Source organism: Amycolatopsis taiwanensis DSM 45107 (assembly GCF_000519205.1).
In the GTDB taxonomy this organism is placed as follows: Bacteria; Actinomycetota; Actinomycetes; order Mycobacteriales; family Pseudonocardiaceae; genus Amycolatopsis_E; species Amycolatopsis_E taiwanensis.
In genome coordinates this window covers 1-16,345 of record NZ_JAFB01000041.1, presented here as the reverse complement: position 1 = coordinate 16,345, position 16,345 = coordinate 1, and the positions used below count along the sequence as shown (strand labels likewise).

Below are 16,345 nucleotides of genomic sequence, written 5' to 3'. Positions count from 1 at the left end.
CCGGCACGCTAAGGTAGTGAGGCAGACAGCCCCAGCCATCCCGGGAGAGGTACCAGTTATGGCCGTCGAGGTCGGTTCGAAGGCACCGGACTTCACGCTCAACGACTACAACAGGCAGCCGGTCACCCTGTCATCGTTCCAGGGTGAGCAGGCAGTCCTGCTGGTTTTCTACCCGTTCGCGTTCAGCGGTATCTGCACGGGTGAGCTGTGCCAGGTCCGCGACGAGTTCGGCGAATACGAAAGCCAGGGTGTGCAGGTACTCGGTGTGTCGGTGGACACGCCGTTCTCCCTCAAGGCGTGGGCCGAACAGCAGAACTACCAGTTCCCGCTGCTGTCCGACTTCTGGCCGCACGGCGAGGTGGCCAAGCTCTACGGTGTGTTCAACGCCGACGCCGGCCTGGCGGTGCGGGGCACGTTCCTGATCGACAAGGACGGCGTGGTCCGCTTCGCCGAGGTCAACCAGCCGGGCCAGGCGCGTGACCAGGAGGCGTGGAAGAAGGCCGTGGCCAAGCTGGCAGCCTGAGTTTCTCCCACCGGTGGCATTCCGCGTCGGGTGCCACCTCAGGGCGCATAGCTCAGCGGAAGAGCACCTCCCTTACAAGGAGGGGGTCGCAGGTTCGAACCCTGCTGCGCCCACACCGGGCATTTACCGGATTGACCCGCAGTCGACGGTCCAGGTCGGTGATTTTCCCCCACATCCGGCGGGCATGGGCCCGCCTTGCCGGCATCCCGCCCCGCCGCACAGAGAGCGACGAGGCGAATTCGCCAACAGTGTTCGGTTCGCCGTCTGCCAGGCCTTTTTGCGTTTACACGGTGCCCACCTACCCAGCGTGCACGTGCGATTGCCGCTCAGCGCGGAAAACCATCCGGTTTGGGCGGTGACGCTGGCTCGGCGTTGCGTGGTAGGCCGGTCGGTGATGACCGCGTTCGGATCGCCTGAGTCATTGCGCAGGCGTTGTCGGCGCGCGGCGATCGACGGGATCAGAGGGCGTCGACGGCGGCGCGGACCAGGGGGCAAGTTTGTCCCGGGTCGTCGCGGGACCGGTGTACATCACGGCGATGGTGGCTTCGCTGGTGCGCTTGGCGGCGCCGAGCACGGAGCTTTTCTGTCCCGCGCTGACGCTGGCGTATACCGCGGCGTCTCCGACACCGCTGACCGGCTTGGCGTCGGGCAGTTTCTGCCACGCGGCGGCGACCTGCGCCGGGGCCACGGAAGGGTCGGTGGGAGTGATCGTCAGGACACCGAGCGACGAGTTGGTTGCCGCGTTGCGGTATTCGCACACGTAGGCCGTCAGTGCGCACACCTCTACGGCGGCGAGCGGATAACCCGAGGAGTCGAGGGCAGGGGCGGCGGAGTGAACACAGGGACAGTTCGCGTTCCTCGTGCCGTCCACAGCGTGGTCTGTTCATCGTGCCCAAGGGGCACGGGGAAGGCCCACCTCGTCCACTGGACCGACGACGCAATCACTGTAACGGTCGCGCCCCGCTAACCTCGCTCCGTCAATTATCGTGAACCTCGAAGGCTGCCCAAGGTTCCAGAACGTAAAAAGTCGATGGTCGTGAACATTCGAAGACGGCCCGGCTCTTCGGGGAGTGAAAATGTCAATGACCGTGAACATTCGAAGACTGTTCGCCCCTCTCCTGGGTGCGGTGTGCTGTAGTTGACCTGCAACGTTGTTGCGTGCCAACCCTCTACGGGGGTGCCCGAGATGGCATCAAAAGCAAGACTCCGGGCTTCTTTCAATGATCGCTCGAAGCATTCGAACGTCAGGTCCGGTTGGTGGTTGGACATGTCACACCTGTGCGGTATTATCTAAACCAATGAGAAGGCCCGGACTGCTAGCACCAGCCCGGGCCTCTCTCGGGGTTCCGCGCAGTTCACCCACTGCCGGAACCGTGGACTACACCTGACATGGAGGTATCGTCGTGCGCGACCTTACCAAGCACACCGCTGATCCGGCAGAGACCGCCACCCACAACGGTGAGCTTGACCTCTTCACCGCAGCGGGAGACGGACTCACCAGCGAGCATTTCGGCATCGCCGAGGACGGCCGCGCCTTCGTCGAGGCGCCGGCGTTCGCTCGTGCCCTGAACTACAGTTCGACCCAGCAGGCACTTCAGGTCGTGGACGCCGACGAGCAGGGTGAGGCCGACCGGGAGACCTGGTCAACCGCTGGGGGCAAGCAGATCCGCCGCATGAAGGTGCTCTACGAGGACGGGATGTGGGAGCTGATCTTCCGCTCCACCCTGCCCTCGGCGAAGACGGTCAAGTCCAGGGTGAAGGAGATCCTGCGCCAGCTCCGCGAAACCGGGACAGCGGAGGTGCGCCCGCGCGGGCCCGTGCTTCCGCTGGACTACGAGACCGCGCTCGTGCACCTGCTGGGCCAGGTCCGTGCCCGCAAGTCGTTGGAGGCCAAGGTTGCCGAGGACGCGCCCAAGGTGGCGGCGTGGGAGGCATTCCTCGACCGGGACGGGTGGCTCCAGGTCGGTGTCATCGCTCGCGCGCTGGGCTAAGGCCGCAACACGTTGTTCGCCCGTCTGCGCAACGAAGGCGTGCTGCTGACGCACCCGAAGAACGCTCCGTGCGCGGAGTGGGTCAGGAATGGCTGGGCGTGCGTGCGCCTGAACGGGCACGTCAACCAGCGTGGCGAAGAGGAAACCACCACGCTGATTTCGGGGCAGGGCGCCGCGCGGATCGAGCGCCTCCTCAACCGAAACCAGCTCGGCGCCGCATAGCCACACAGCACACGGCGCTTGGATTCCAGCGATCGTCGCAACGGATCCAAGCGTGAGCCACCGGGAAGCTGACCGGATCGTCGGCTTCGACTACCGCACCAGCAAACGCTATCGGCACGCGAGACGCTCGGCTGGGACACCCCCGCCGAGCGTCTCGCTACCCTCGTCGAAACCGCCAACGCAACTTCGCCCTGTGAGACGTCTGCGAAGCGTCATCGGAAGATGAACCCGTGAGCTTTGATATTGCGGTTCTTGCGATGGGTGAGTCCGCTGACCCTGCGGCGGCACGTGCGATGTTCGAGCGGTGCTTGTCCGGCAGTCACATCGAGGGTGAGCTGGATGAGCGGGTGGTCAAGTTCTATGAGCGGCTGCGTTCGCGGTTTCCCGATCGCCCGCCCTATCCCCAGGATCACCCGTGGATGTCGACGCCGCTGGACGTAGGCATCGATCACGTGATCATGAATCTGAGCTTCTCGTCCCGAAGCGATGCGGCGCTCAAGATGATCACGGAGCTTGCGGCCGAGTACCACCTGGTCATCTGGGACCCGCAGGGTCAGGAAGCCCATCTGCCACCGAAGTGACGTGTTGCGACGACCGCTGGAATCCGCCGGTGATGAGGAGGGCGCAGGTTCGAACCCTGCTGTGCCCGGTCCGCAGCGCTGCCACCTCGAAGTCCGACGCCGCCAAGGTCAGCAGAGCGAGCAGTGGTACGGCCAATGCGCTGACCCGAGTGCCGACCTGGCTGATCGCGTCGGCGGCCCACAGGTGCCGGAAGTCGTGGTCACGGAGCAGACCACCGCGCTGTCGGTGACTCTCCGCGACCGTCACTCGGTCATCGTCCGGCCCGCTCGAGATTGGGTCAAGAAGCCGCGAAACGCAGAACCCGTCTGCTCGGCGCGAGGTCGGCAGTACGGGCACACCAGAAGCCGTCAGATCCGGCGTGAAACCTGCAGTGCGGCCAGTCGCACGGTACCGGCCAGGGCTTCCAGTGCGGTTCGGTCCGTCAGGGCCGTCAGTGCGCACACCTCTACGGCGGCGAGCGGATAACCCGAGGAGTCGAGGACGGGGGCGGCGAGGGAACACAGGGCTAATTCCCGTTCCTCGTAATCCGTTGCCCAGCCACGGTTTCGCACCGCTTCGAGTTGCTCTTCCAGCGCCTTGTGGTCGGTGATCGTGTTGGGTGTCCGTGCGGCGAGCCCGGTCTTGCGTAACAACGTCGAGCGTTCGCCGCTTCCCAGCGCCGCGAGCATGACCTTGCCGGCGGCCGTGCAATGCAGCGGGACCTGCATCCCGGTGAACGTCGCGATCCGCCATGCCGCGGGCGGGTCCACCGTGTGCGTGTAGGTCGCGTGTTCGCCGCTGAGCACCGCCAGGTGCACGGTCAGCCCGGTGTCCTGCTGCAAGGTGCGCAGAATCGCCTCGATGCCGCTCGCCTCGTTCGCCTGCGCTCGCGCGGCGAGGGCGCGTAGCCGGTTGCCGATCGTGTATCTGCCTTCGCTCGCGTCGGCGTAGCCCTCGGTGACGAGGGTGGCGAGGATGCGGTGCGCGGTTGTCTTCGAGACGTCAGCCTGCCCTGCGATCTCGCCGAGCCGGAGAGACGGCGAGGCGTCGGCGAGCGCTTCGAGCACACGCAGCGCCTTGGCGACCGAGTTGTTGGCGCGGTCGTCGGAGGAGGCGGCGGGACCTTGCTGTCGATCAACCATTGACCTTCGCGCTTTCCGGGATTAGCGTCCCTGAACAGTTCGTACAACGGAATGCTGGTCCGTATTACGGAACAGTGTACCGCTCAACGGACGGCGCGTTGGCCATCACCTCGGTGATCGGGCGAGCGCATCCAGCCTGATCAAGGAGGATCTGGTGGCCGAATCCGATACGCCGGGAGCGGTACTGGTGCGCGCCGGCACGGTCGTCGATCCCGGGCGCGGACTGCACGCCCGGCGCGACGTGCTGGTGCGTGACGGCTCCATCGTCGCGGTCACGGAGCCCGGCGATGCCGACCTGACCGGCGTGCATGTCTTCGATGCGAGTGGATGCCTTGTCCTGCCTGGCCTGATCGATCTCCACACGCACGTCGACTTCGTCCAGACCTACCTCGGCCTGCCGCCCGACACCGCCGGTGTCGACCAGGCCGTGACCACCGTGGTCGACGCCGGCAGCACCGGCTGCGATACGTATCGCCGTTTCGCCGAGCAGGTCGTGGCCCCCGCCCGGACGCGGGTGCTGAGCTGGCTGAACATCTCGTCGGCCGGCCTGAGCGAGGGCCCGCACGAACTGGCCGATCCCGCGCGCATCCGGATCGACGACACGGTGCGCGTCATCGCGGAGAATTCCGCGATCCGCGGCATCAAGGTACGGATGAGCGCGTCGGTGCTCGATACCAATGGGCTGGCTCCGCTGCGTGCTGCGAAACGCGCGGCGGGCGAGGCCGGGGTGCCGGTAATGGTCCACGTCGGCAGCGCGCCGCCCGCGCTCGGGGAGATCCTCGACCTGCTCAGCGCCGGGGACATCGTGACGCATTCCTTTCACGGCAAGCGGAACGGCGACGGCGCGGGAATTCTCGACGACGCCGGACGCCCGATCCCGGAGGCGATCGCGGCCGTCGGCCGCGGTGTGCTGCTCGATGTCGGGCACGGCAGCGCCAGTTTCAACTTCGACACGTTCGAGCGGGCTCTCGATGCCGGCCTGGTACCGCACACCGTGAGCACCGACCTGCACCGCAGCAACGTCGACGGTCCCGTGCACGGTCTCGTGCCCACCATGACCAAACTGCTTGCCTTCGGATTCAGCCTCGACGACATCGTGGCGGCCGCGTCGACCAGGCCCGCGACGGTCGTGGGGGAGGCCGGGCGCCTCGGAACGGTGGCGCCCGGCGCACACGCGGACCTCAGCGTGCTGCGACTGGTGGACTTCGACGTCGTGCTGACCGATTCCGATGGCTGCCAACGGAAATCCGGCCGCGTGCTGAAACCGGTCGCTGCCGTGCGGGACGGGCAGGTGATCGATGCGCGCGGTCACTGACATCCTCGACGAACTTGCTCGAGCCACCGCGGTGAGCGACGAGGAACGTGCCGAGTTGGACAAGCTGATGAACTCGGTGCTCCGGCGCTGGCCCGCTCAAGTGCCACCCGAGCGGGAGCTGGCCGTGGCGGCGCACTGCCTCACCGTGGTGCGCCGAGTGCGTAGTGGCGAACGGCTGGCGGCGCTGGATCCCAGTGTTACCAACCAGCTTGATGCCGACAGCCTCGCACGCGCCAGGGCGACGCTGCGCGAGTACGCGGGTGAAGACGCCGCGGCGGATGAGCCGGAAGCGGTCTTGCTCGCGCTGCACTACGCGTTGGCACGGTCGCCATGACGCGCCAGATCACTTCGGAAAAGGAACGTTACGGCGACGGAAGGTTCAGTTGGAGATGGCGGACAAGGTCAAGGTGGTCATCGGCGATCGTCTGGGGAAGGGACAGGCGGTCGCCGCCGGAGTCGAAAAGGCGGGCGGGGTGCCGGTGCTGATTCCCGGCCCCGGCGCCGACATGAAGGTCGGGGACGTCATGAACGCCGAGAAGGCGACGCTGGGCATCTGTTTCTGCGGCAGCGGCGGCGCCGGCGCGGTCACGGCGAAAGCCAAGTACGGACACGACGTCGAGTTCGGGATGCGCTCGATCGAGGCGGGGATCACCGCGCTGCGTGCGGGCAAGCGCGTGCTCGGATTCGGGTTCATGGACGTCGAGGACCTCGGCTATCGAATCACGACGGAGTACCTGCAGCTGCTGGAAAAGGAGGCGTGATGAGTGCACCGGCCGAGAACCTATTCGGGAACCGTCGGATCGCCGGTCGAGGTGAGCTTTCGAACCCGCCGTCCGGAGGTACCCGATCTTGGGGGCAGGGCTCCGCTCAGGAAGAACGCGAGCAAGGCACTCAGGAGAGCCCTGGCCACGAGATCAACGAACAACCGCAGCGCGAAGCGCTTCCGTTGAGGGTGGCGGTGGGCGACGGGCGGGCGGGTTCACGAACAAGCACTGAGAAGGCGGCGCCCGCGAAAGTCGCTGACGCCATGCACGAGCAGGTGATGACCGTGCGGCTCACCGGCACCGGGACGACGAAGGAGCGCTGCTTCGGCGATGCGCTTCGCCAGGTGCAACGGGAGGTCGGGCGGAAGGTGCGTGGCACGAGCTTCCGGATCGAGCCGACCGCCTTGCGCATCGTGTCCGCGGTCGAGCATCAGCGCACCGAGCGTTTCCTCGGACTGTTGTTTCCCCGCAAGCGGTCGAAATTCGTGCTGACCATCGACGTCGAGGTCCGGGTGGCCTCCGTCGACCTCGGCGCCGTGAAGTTCGGAGTCCGCACCGAAAAGCTCGGGCGGGGACAACATTTGTTACAGCTGCGCTGAGATGCGCTGATCAGCCGATTGGACGACTGCCGTGAATTCGCATCTCGTCATCCTGTTCGAGTCGTTGGTGATCGGCGCACTCGCCGGGTTCGGTGCCGGCGCCGGCGTCGCGCGTATGTTCCACGCCCCCGCGGTTCAGGGCATGGGCGCGTTCCGCTCACTCGGTGAACTCAACGCCTGCCAGAACGACCCCATCGCGCACTTTTCGTTCGGCTTCGGCTTCTTCTTCAACGCTTGGGCGTCCACTGTGGGCACTGGTGCCCTCACCGCCGACGTCGACCACCGGATCATCACGCACTGGGCGGCCGCCGCGAACATGGTCCGCGAGCGCGACCTCGCCAAGACGTTGCACAATCCCAAACGCATGGCGATCGCCGGTGCGATCGTCGGCATGCTTTTGGTGACCCTGCTGAATTCGAGCGCGGCCGCCATTCCACACTCACTGCAGGACGTCGCCGGCAAGGTGCTCGGGCCGGCGGCGGGGTGGCTGCTCAACCCGGTGATGCCCATCGTGTTCTGGATGGCGGCGGTCGATGCCGGCCGCCGCAGCGGCATGTGGGGCACCGTGCTCGGCGGGCTCGCGCACATCGTGATGGGTAACGCCGTTCCGGGCATCGTGCTCGGCATCGTCGTCGGCAAGGGGGTCGACGACAGCGGCTGGAACAAGATCACCAGGACGATCGCGACCGCGGTGATCCTGCTGTTCGTGTGCAGCGCGATCCTGCGCGGTGTCGACCTGCAGGCCCTGAAGAGCATGCACATCCCCGTGCCCGGCTGGCTGCAGGAATTCCATCAGTCCACCAAGACCACCGGGAGCTGAGCCTGATGTCCACCGAGGTCGATGCCACGGAAGGGGCCGGCGAACCGGCGCCGCACACGGGCGGATTCTGGCTGTCCGAATGGGCGTTCCCCATTTTCGTCGCCTGTCTCGCATCCAGCGTCTTCGCCGGGACGCACCTGTTCTACCTCTATCACACCGGTGCGTTCAACGACGTCGCCGTCGTTTCCTTGCTGAGCCAGGGAATGACCACCGGCAGCTACAGCGCGGCGGCCGCGTTCGGTGCGGGGTTCCTCTTCGCCAGGGTGATCGAAGGGCCGATGGTCGGCATCCTGGACATCGGCGGCTCCCTGCAGACCGGGGTCGGCATCGGGATCCCCGCGCTGCTGCTTTCGGCCGGGATAACCGCACCGCTGGAGCATTTCTGGCTGGCGCTGCCGGTCGGTGCGTTGTGCGGGCTGGTGATCGGCTCGCTGATCCTGGCCGTCCGGAAGGTCACCGTCAACAGCGATCGAGTGCGTTCGACGTTCGGTGCCGACGTGATGATGGGCGCGGGCAACGCCTCCGGGCGCTATCTCGGCCCGCTGGTGCTGGTCGCCGCGGCGACCGCGTCCATCCCGGTCGGCCTCGGGTCGGTCCTCGGCGCCGGATTGTTCTACTGGTGGAAGAAGCCGATCACCGGCGGTGCCATTCTCGGCGCGATGGTCATGGGTTTCTTCTTCCCGATCGCCGCCAAGTAAGAAAGGGTTGCTCGCGCCGAAATGAATGTCTACCAGAAACTCGGTGTTCGTACCGCGGTGAACGCGAGCGGCCGGATGACCGCGCTCGGGGGCAGCACGCTGGCCCCCGAGGTCGCCGAGGCCATGGCCGACGCGGGAGCCCGGCACGTGCCGATCGAAGAGTTGTTCCGGGCGGCGGGAAAGGCGCTCGCCGAGAGCACCGGGACCGAAGACGCCTGCCCGGTAGCGGGTGCGGCGGCCGGCGTCGCGACCAGCGTCGCCGCCGTGATCGCCGGAACCGACCTCGACGCCGTCCAGCGGCTACCCGACGCCGGCGGGCGGCCGGCCGAGATCGTGCTGCAGAAGGGACATTGTGTCGACTTCGGAGCACCGGTCACCCAGATGATCCGGCTCGGCGGCGGCGTTCCGGTCGAGGTAGGCAGCGTCAATTCGGTGTCGCCGGCGCACCTGACCGCCGCGATCGGCGACCAGACCGCCGCGGTGCTGTACGTGCAGTCCCATCACACGGTGCACAAGGGCATGCTGTCGCTCGCGGAGGTCATCGAACTGGCACACGCGCGGGGCGTGCCGGTGATCCTCGACGCGGCCGCCGAGGAGGACCTGCGGCGGTGGCCGGCGACCGGCGCCGACCTCGTGGTGTACAGCGGTGGCAAGGCGATCGGCGGGCCGGCGTCGGGCATCGTGTGTGGCCGGGCCGATCTCGTCGAGGCGGTGCACGCACAGCGAACGGGCATCGGGCGGGCGATGAAGATCGGCAAGGAGGTGGTCGTCGGCCTGGTGAGCGCGGTGCACGCGTACGCCTCCACCGATCCGGAAGCGCCACGGCGGCAGGAGGACCGGATCCGGTCGATGGCGGCTCAGCTGGCGGAACTGCCGGGCCTGGACGCGAAGGTCATCACCGACGAGGCGGGCCGCGATATCCACCGGGCCCGGCTCACCGTGCTACCGGAGGCCGGGCTGAGCGCTGGTGACCTTGCGCGTGAACTGGCCGCCGGGACGCCGCCGGTCTACCTGCGCGAGCACAACGCGAACCTCGGGCAACTCGCGATCGACCCGCGCCCGCTCGCGCCCGACGAGGACGAGATCGTGCTCCGCCGGATCGGCGAAGTGCTGGCGGCGGGGCCGGGCAGCGCCGGGGTGATCGAGCGAACGGTCGTCGTCACCGAGCCGGCCGGGCTCCACGCGCGCCCGGCCGCGGCTTTCGCGCAGGCGGCGGCGCGCTCCGGCGTGCCGATCACCGTGGCGAAGGGCGACGGCGAGCCAGTGGACGCGAAGAGCGTGCTGTCGGTGATGGGGCTGAACGTGGCCACGGGCGACCGGATCGTCTTGCGTACCAACGACACCGAGCGGGGAAGGGCGGTGATCGGCGAGCTGATCGCGATCGTCCGCCCCACTGACGGTGGTGGCGGGTGACTGGATCGGGATTCCGGCGCGGGTTGTCCCGTTGAGCGTGGTGGAGGCTAACCTGGCTTGGTGCGTCGTGTGATCACGGTGGTGACCCCGGTCTTCTCCGGCGGTCACCACCATCTTCTCGACGCCTACGAATCCTTGCGGCAGCAGGAAATGCCACCCGGCTGGGACTGGCAGTGGTGCGTTCAGGAGGACGGTACGACCGGAATCCCGCTTTCCGTGCTGCCGGACGACCAGCGCATCTCCTGCGACTCCTCGCTCCCGGGGCGCGCCGGGGTGGCCCGGACCATGGCGCTGGCACGGGCGAGCGGGGAACTGGTTCGCACGCTCGACGCCGATGACCTCCTGCTGCCGGGGGCTCTTTTTCGAGACATCAGGGCGTTGCGCGGCGTGGCCTGGTGCACGTCGGCCGGTCTGGATCTGCACCCTGACGGCACGACGACGCCGGGCCCCTACGACCCGCCGGGCGGGCCGCTGCCCGAGGACCTGTTCTTCACCGAGCAGCAGGAGAACCGGCTTTCGGTGCTGGCCGCGAACCTCGCAGCGCACACCGATCTCGTCCGCGCGCTCGGCGGCTGGCCCGCGCTCACCGGAGCCGAGACGGTCGGGTTGCTGCTGGCGCTGGAGGCGGTCACTCCGGGGGAGTTCATCGCCGAACCGAGCACGCTCTACCGCCAGCACGACAACCAGACCACCAGGTCCGCGCGCTATTGGAAGGCCGAGGAGAGCCAGGCACGGCTGAGGGTCGCGCTGGATCGCGCCAGCGTCCTCCGGCGCCTCAACTGGAAGTGGCCTCCCGTGACCGGCTGAGCCGGCACCTCGCCGCTCGACCGCACCACTTTTCCGTGCTAAAAAGATTCTTAGTTGTCGAGATATTCCAGGGCGGGGATGACCATGGGGACCAGCACTGTCGAAACCGAGTTACACGCGCTGATCGACGAGATGAACGCGGCCTGGGGTGACGCGGACGCGTATGGCGCGGTGTTCACCGAGGACGCCGACTACGTGACCTTCTTCGGCGGCCGTGCCCGGGGCCGGCAGGAGATCATCGACTCGCACCGTCCGCTGTTCGAAGGGGCCATGCGGAACTCACGGCTCGAAGGGAGGATCGACAGCTTCGCCGTGCTGAGCCCGGACGTGGCGCTGGTGCACACCGCTGGGGGATTGCGGAAGGGCAAGGGAGAGCGGCCGTCGCATCGCGCGGGATCGGTGCAGACCATGGTCGCGGTCAAGGACGGCGAACGCTGGCGGATCCGGGCCTTCCAGAACACCAAGTATCAGCCGTTGACCGCGTTTCTCACCAACCGGGTGGCCCCGCTGATGGCGAAGCCCGGCAGATGACAGCATTCGAGTGTGAGCGCCACACTCGTTGCCAAGGATCTCGCCGCCGGACACGGGGATCGCGTGCTGTTCAGCGGCCTCGACCTCGTCGTCGCGCCCGGTGATGTGATCGGTCTCGTCGGCGCGAACGGCGCCGGCAAGTCCACCCTGTTGCGGACCCTGGCCGGTCTGATCCCCGCCGAGCGGGGCACGGTGCGGACCACGCCGCCGACCGCGACGATCGGGCACCTGCCGCAGGAGCCGGACCGCCGGCCCGGCGAGACGGTGCGCGCCTTCCTGGCCCGCCGTACCGGGGTCGCCGACGCGCAGGCCGCTCTCGACGCGGCGACGGCGGCCCTGAGCGCAGGGGAGAACGGGGCGGACGACGCCTACGCCGAGGCGCTGGATCGCTGGCTCGCGCTCGGCGGCGCCGACCTGGACGAGCGGTCCGATGCGGTGGTCGCCGAGCTCGGGCTCAAGGTCGGCCTCGACGAGCCGATGACCGCGCTGTCCGGCGGGCAGGCGGCACGGGCGGGAATGGCGTCGTTGTTGCTGAGCCGCTACGACGTGTTCCTGCTCGACGAGCCGACGAACGACCTGGACCTGGACGGCCTGGAGCGGCTGGAGAACTTCGTCGGCGGGCTGCGGGCGGGCGCGGTGGTGGTCAGTCACGACCGCGAGTTCTTGGCGCGGACGGTGAACCGGGTTGTCGAGCTCGATCTGGCTCAGCAGCAGGTGCGCGCCTACGGCGGTGGATACGCGGCGTACCTGGAAGAGCGTGAAGTGGCGCGGCGGCACGCACGGGAACGGTACGAGGAGTACGCCGAAACCCGTTCGGCGCTCGAGGAACGGGCCCGCACACAGCGCGCGTGGATGGAGAAGGGCGTCAAGAACGCCCGGCGCAAGGCACCCGACAACGACAAGACCGGCCGCAAGTTCCGCGCCGAGAGCACCGAGAAGCAGGCCGCCAAGGCACGGCAGACCGATCGCCTGATCGAACGGCTCGAGGTCGTCGAGGAGCCGCGCAAGGAGTGGGAACTGCGGATGGAGATCGCCGCGGCGCCCCGGGCGGGCGCCGTGGTCGCTACGCTGCGTGGCGCGACGCTCCGCCGCGGCGATTTCACCCTCGGCCCGGTGGACCTCCAGATCGACTGGGCCGACCGGGTGGCGATCACCGGCGCGAACGGTGCGGGCAAGTCGACGCTGCTGGCGGCGCTGCTCGGCCGGATTCCGCCGGACGAGGGCAGCGCCACGCTGGGCGCCGGGGTCGTGGTCGGCGAGGTCGACCAGGCGCGCGGGCTGTTCTACGGCGAGCGATCGCTGGTCGACGCGTTCGGCGCCGAGGTTGGCGACCTGCCTCCGGCCGACGTCCGGACGTTGCTGGCGAAGTTCGGGCTCCGGGCCGCGCACGTCCTGCGGCCGGCCGCCACGCTTTCGCCCGGGGAACGGACCCGGGCGGCGCTCGCGCTGCTGCAGGCGCGCGGGGTCAACCTGCTGGTGCTCGACGAGCCGACGAACCACCTCGACCTCCCCGCGATCGAGCAACTGGAGTCGGCACTGGCCGGCTATCCGGGCACGCTCCTGCTGGTCACCCACGACCGGCGGATGCTGGAGGCGGTGCACACCACGCGACGATTCGAGGTCGCCGAGGGGCAGGTCACCGAGCGCTGAAAGCGCTTTCCCACCGGTGCTTCCGGGTAGTCCGTACCTGGTAGGCGGGTCGATTTGGCGGGAAATCGAGGTAACCTACCCGATACCCCGGTCACCGCAGACCCGTGAGGAGCCGTCATGGACAGCGCCCTGTCGACTTCGGCCGCAGCGAGCCCCATGACCGCGGCGGGACGCCTGCTGGCGGTTCTCGATGCGTTCTCACCCGGCCGACGCGTGCTCACGCTCAGCGAGATCAGCCGGAAGGCCGGGCTTTCCCTGACCACCGCCCACCGGCTGGCGGGCGAACTGGTCACCTGGGGCGCGCTGGAGCGGGACTCCGACGGGCGCTACCGGATCGGCCTGCACCTGCTCGAACTCGCCGCGCTCGCGCCCCGGGGGCTGGAGCTGCGCGAACTGGCCCAGCCGTTCCTGGAAGACCTGTTCCATTCCACCCGCGCGCACGTCCACCTCGCGGTGCGCGACGGCTACGAGGTGGTCTACGTCGAGACGTTGCGGGCGCGCGGCGCGGTGTCGGTGTTGAGCCGCCTCGGGCAACGGTGGCCGCTGCACGCCACCGGGACCGGGCTGGCGCTGCTCGCCCACGCCGATCGTGACCTGCAGGAGAAGGTGCTGAGCTCACCGCTGAAGCGGTTCACTCCCAAGACCGTGACGGACCCACGGGTGCTGCGGCGCACGCTCGCCGAGGTGCGGCGGACCGGGATCGCCGTCGCCGAGGAGCAGCTCACCCTGGACGGGGTCGCGATCGCCGCGCCGATCCGCGGGCGCGGCGACGAGGTGGTGGCGGCGATCGGGCTCGTGGTGCACGTCGACGAGTGCGAGCCGCGCGCGCTCGTACCGGTGATCACGGCCTGTGCCCGCGGGATCTCGCGGACGCTGGGCGCTCCGTCGGCCAAGGGAACCCCGGGCGCCATCAAGGGTTCATGAGCCTTTAGCGGACGCCGCGAACAGCAGATTGCCGAGGTCGCTCGCGACCTCACGATTGGGTCGTCGACGGCTTTCCCAGCTGCCGGACGCGCAGTACGCCGGTCAGCATCGGGAGCGCGAATTCGCCGCTGGCGGTCTCCGGCCTGCTCGCGAGGAAAGCGTGGATCCGGCCGAGCGTGGCCTCTCGTTCCTGTTCTGACATGACCAGTACCCCTGCGCGCGTCGCAAGTGTCGCGACGAGGGAGTCGGCGGTGCGACGCTGCCTGAGCTTGCCGGTTCCAGCCCCGAGGTCCAGCACACGCGGGTCCGGGCGCGGGCTCCAGCGCACCGCGGCCGGCGCGTAGTCCGGACGGTGCTCGGCGTAGGCGACCGCGGCTGCGCCAAACGACGAGGCATGTCGGAGCCGCGCTTCATGTTCCATGCCGTCACCGTATCTGCGCCGCAAGAATTTCTCCCGCTGCAAGGAGATCGGAGTACACACCACAAGTGACGCGGGGCCGGTTTCCCCGAGATTCCGAGCTGGGTGCAGGACAGAGTCAGCGCCCGGGCGACGGTGTTGTCTGTCCGGGTTTTGAGGTTTCGTGCGGTTATGCGGCTTGTTGGTATCTGGGTGGGGTGGTGTGTGTGAGGTTGTGCATGGGTCTTCGGTGTTTGTCAATCCAAGGTGGGGGGATGAACTCGGGCAGATGCCCGTTCATCCTTACCTCCCACTGCGTGTGGTGGATCACCCGGTGATGCCGGCCGCACAGGAGCACGAGGTTGTCGGCGTCGGTGCGTTTATCCGTTGACCAGGGCGCCACGTGATGCGGGGTTGTCCATTTAGGACCGCGAGTGCAGCCGGGAAAGGCGCATCCGCGGTCTCGTGCGGCGAGGTAGCGGCGTTGGGCGGGGGTGGCGAACCGGGANGCNTCGCCCACATACAGGGGTGCGGCGTTGTTGCCGAAGATCGCGGGCACCACCTTGGACTCGCAAGCCAGGCGGCGGAGCCCGTCGACGCTCGATATTCCGGGGATGTCGAGGAAGGCGTGCCGGGCGCGGTTTTCGAGTTCGGCGAGGGTGATGGACACGATCATCACGGCGCGTTCACCGCCCTGGGTACCGAGTTCGTCGCAGCGGGCGGCGAGGGCGATGATCTCGGCCAGCGCGTCTCCGGCGCGTTCGGCGGGGGTGCGGGTGTCGTGTTCGCCGGTCTCGGGGTTCTTGTGTGGTTTTGCCAGTGGCCCGAGTAGCCCGTCGAGTTCCTCGGCGGTTTCGGCGTCGAGTTCACCGGTGAAGCGGATGCTGCCGTCTTTGCGGCGCGTGATGTCCAGCCGGCGCAGTGGGTGGGCTTGCTCGCGTTCCTTGTCCTCGGGGGGTGCGGTGTCCTGGTCCCAGATCGCGCGCAGTCTGCGGCCGGCTTTGCGTACCGCCTCCGGTCCGGCCTGTCGAGCCAGCTCCACCAGGATGCGCTCGTCTGCTTCGCGCTGCTCGACGGGGATCTCCGCTGGGCACGCCTGCATGGTCGTGGTGATCGCGTGGACGTGTTCTGCGTTGATGTCCCCGGCGGTGAGGGCTTTGCCGGTGGCGGCCTGTGGTGGGGGTTGCGGCACGCCGGTCAGGGATGAGGAGGGCATGGTGGCCGCAGCGTGTTCGATGCGTTGTTTGGCTTCCCGCGCGGAAATCCGCAACGCATCCGTGAGGAACGCGGAGGTGTCCTTGAACCCCAGAGACTTCCCCAGTCCGCGCTGCTCGCTCTCGCCCACGATCGCGAGCATCTCCGCGTAGCCGGTCCGCAGCTTTTCCTCACACGCCACCAACAGCGCGGTCAGGTCCCCATCGGGAACCTGCCACAACCACGAGGCGGGAGTCTGCTCGGACATGCCACCATACTATCCATTTTCAGACTTTTGTTCGATATTCGTTTGGGTGAATCTGGGCGGGTTCAACTGGTCAGTGCACCACCCTGAGATGATGATCTTGGCCGTGGTGAGAGGAGCTGGCTGGTGGGGCGTGGTCGTCCGTTGCAGCAGATGGAGCGTGAGATGATCGCGCTGGGGATTAAGAAGAGCATGTCGTCCCGTGAGATTGGGGAGTGGATCGGTCGGGATCATTCGGTGGTTTCTCGGGAGATTAACCCGGATCTTGCATGGGGTGGTCGGCTGGTCCTGGGTGGTCCGTGGGGTTGTTGTTCGGGGTGTTTGTTTGGTTTGGGGCAGGTTGGTGGTGCCCGTTGTCGGTGGGGTGGCCGCCGGTGTTCACTGCCGGGGTGGTGTTGCTGGTTGTCGGGGCGGGTTGGTGATGGTTAGGCGAGTTGTGGCAGGGCGGTGAGGCGTTGGTGTGCGGTGATGATCAGGGTGTTGCAGGGTGCGTGTCGGGATAGTCGGAGGTGGACTCGGCGGGCGTGTC

The 16,345-nt window shown here is 67.8% G+C and carries 20 protein-coding genes and 1 tRNA gene; 17 read left to right on the top strand and 4 right to left on the bottom strand.

Annotated elements, in window-relative coordinates:
* Positions 1–58 precede the first annotated feature (58 nt).
* Positions 59–523 (top strand): peroxiredoxin, encoded by a 465-nt coding sequence (locus tag A3CU_RS0128715; RefSeq protein WP_027945191.1) that lies wholly within the window; start codon positions 59–61, stop codon positions 521–523.
* A gap of 41 nt (positions 524–564) precedes the next feature.
* A tRNA-Val gene (locus A3CU_RS0128710) sits at positions 565–636 on the top strand.
* Between the two features lie 305 nt (positions 637–941).
* Here A3CU_RS0128710 and A3CU_RS47130 read toward each other — a convergent pair.
* Positions 942–1,394 (bottom strand): hypothetical protein, encoded by a 453-nt coding sequence (locus tag A3CU_RS47130; RefSeq protein WP_043842892.1) that lies wholly within the window; start codon positions 1,392–1,394, stop codon positions 942–944.
* Positions 1,395–1,926: 532 nt separating this feature from the next.
* Here A3CU_RS47130 and A3CU_RS0128700 point away from each other — a divergent pair.
* From A3CU_RS0128700 to A3CU_RS0128690, 3 genes are all read left to right on the top strand, one after another.
* Positions 1,927–2,514, top strand: a complete 588-nt coding sequence (locus A3CU_RS0128700; RefSeq protein WP_027945189.1) for a BRO family protein — start codon at positions 1,927–1,929, stop codon at positions 2,512–2,514.
* Positions 2,515–2,526: 12 nt separating this feature from the next.
* A complete protein-coding gene (locus A3CU_RS0128695) occupies positions 2,527–2,736 on the top strand; it encodes a hypothetical protein (protein WP_156960601.1) in 210 nt (69 codons plus the stop codon).
* Between the two features lie 230 nt (positions 2,737–2,966).
* Entirely contained in the window at positions 2,967–3,317 is a 351-nt protein-coding gene (locus tag A3CU_RS0128690; protein WP_027945187.1) for a hypothetical protein, read from the top strand.
* Positions 3,318–3,665: 348 nt separating this feature from the next.
* On the opposite strand, the gene A3CU_RS0128685 is transcribed toward A3CU_RS0128690, so the two are convergent.
* A complete protein-coding gene (locus A3CU_RS0128685; RefSeq protein WP_027945186.1) occupies positions 3,666–4,439 on the bottom strand; it encodes an IclR family transcriptional regulator in 774 nt (257 codons plus the stop codon).
* Between the two features lie 154 nt (positions 4,440–4,593).
* Here A3CU_RS0128685 and A3CU_RS0128680 point away from each other — a divergent pair, with 154 nt between their 5' ends.
* The 11 genes from A3CU_RS0128680 to A3CU_RS0128630 all read left to right on the top strand — a co-directional run bounded on the left by A3CU_RS0128680 (position 4,594) and on the right by A3CU_RS0128630 (position 13,960).
* Positions 4,594–5,754, top strand: a complete 1,161-nt coding sequence (locus A3CU_RS0128680; protein ID WP_043842888.1) for an amidohydrolase/deacetylase family metallohydrolase — start codon at positions 4,594–4,596, stop codon at positions 5,752–5,754.
* Positions 5,738–6,088, top strand: coding sequence for a hypothetical protein (locus A3CU_RS0128675; protein ID WP_027945184.1), 351 nt, complete (start codon positions 5,738–5,740; stop codon positions 6,086–6,088). The genes A3CU_RS0128680 and A3CU_RS0128675 overlap by 17 nt, the downstream gene beginning before the upstream one ends.
* A 55-nt stretch (positions 6,089–6,143) precedes the next feature.
* Positions 6,144–6,515 carry an SFCGS family glycine-rich protein gene (locus A3CU_RS0128670; RefSeq protein ID WP_043842886.1) on the top strand — a complete coding sequence of 124 codons (372 nt, stop codon included), beginning with the start codon at positions 6,144–6,146 and terminating at the stop codon, positions 6,513–6,515.
* Between the two features lie 266 nt (positions 6,516–6,781).
* Entirely contained in the window at positions 6,782–7,117 is a 336-nt protein-coding gene (locus tag A3CU_RS53645; RefSeq protein ID WP_063628910.1) for a DUF4312 family protein, read from the top strand.
* A 31-nt stretch (positions 7,118–7,148) separates the two neighbouring features.
* Positions 7,149–7,937, top strand: coding sequence for a DUF4311 domain-containing protein (locus A3CU_RS0128660; protein WP_027945182.1), 789 nt, complete (start codon positions 7,149–7,151; stop codon positions 7,935–7,937).
* Between the two features lie 5 nt (positions 7,938–7,942).
* Positions 7,943–8,635, top strand: coding sequence for a DUF4310 family protein (locus tag A3CU_RS0128655; protein WP_052372345.1), 693 nt, complete (start codon positions 7,943–7,945; stop codon positions 8,633–8,635).
* Positions 8,636–8,656: 21 nt separating this feature from the next.
* Positions 8,657–10,048 carry a DgaE family pyridoxal phosphate-dependent ammonia lyase gene (locus tag A3CU_RS47120; RefSeq protein ID WP_063628906.1) on the top strand — a complete coding sequence of 464 codons (1,392 nt, stop codon included), beginning with the start codon at positions 8,657–8,659 and terminating at the stop codon, positions 10,046–10,048.
* A 60-nt stretch (positions 10,049–10,108) separates the two neighbouring features.
* Positions 10,109–10,855 carry a glycosyltransferase family protein gene (locus tag A3CU_RS0128645; protein ID WP_027945180.1) on the top strand — a complete coding sequence of 249 codons (747 nt, stop codon included), beginning with the start codon at positions 10,109–10,111 and terminating at the stop codon, positions 10,853–10,855.
* Between the two features lie 84 nt (positions 10,856–10,939).
* Positions 10,940–11,386: an SgcJ/EcaC family oxidoreductase gene (locus A3CU_RS0128640; protein WP_169739703.1), complete on the top strand. Its 447-nt coding sequence runs from the start codon at positions 10,940–10,942 to the stop codon at positions 11,384–11,386.
* Between the two features lie 12 nt (positions 11,387–11,398).
* Positions 11,399–13,036 carry an ABC-F family ATP-binding cassette domain-containing protein gene (locus A3CU_RS0128635; protein ID WP_027945178.1) on the top strand — a complete coding sequence of 546 codons (1,638 nt, stop codon included), beginning with the start codon at positions 11,399–11,401 and terminating at the stop codon, positions 13,034–13,036.
* Between the two features lie 156 nt (positions 13,037–13,192).
* On the top strand, positions 13,193–13,960 hold the full coding sequence (locus tag A3CU_RS0128630; protein WP_027945177.1) for an IclR family transcriptional regulator: 768 nt from the start codon (positions 13,193–13,195) through the stop codon (positions 13,958–13,960).
* A 49-nt stretch (positions 13,961–14,009) separates the two neighbouring features.
* On the opposite strand, the gene A3CU_RS0128625 is transcribed toward A3CU_RS0128630, so the two are convergent.
* On the bottom strand, positions 14,010–14,381 hold the full coding sequence (locus tag A3CU_RS0128625; protein ID WP_027945176.1) for a hypothetical protein: 372 nt from the start codon (positions 14,379–14,381) through the stop codon (positions 14,010–14,012).
* A 166-nt stretch (positions 14,382–14,547) separates the two neighbouring features.
* Positions 14,548–15,819 (bottom strand): HNH endonuclease signature motif containing protein, encoded by a 1,272-nt coding sequence (locus A3CU_RS0128620; protein WP_027945175.1) that lies wholly within the window; start codon positions 15,817–15,819, stop codon positions 14,548–14,550.
* Positions 15,820–15,942: 123 nt separating this feature from the next.
* On the opposite strand from A3CU_RS0128620, the gene A3CU_RS55795 reads away from it, so the two are divergent.
* A complete protein-coding gene (locus A3CU_RS55795) occupies positions 15,943–16,245 on the top strand; it encodes a helix-turn-helix domain-containing protein (RefSeq protein WP_425388284.1) in 303 nt (100 codons plus the stop codon).
* Positions 16,246–16,345: the final 100 nt, after the last annotated feature.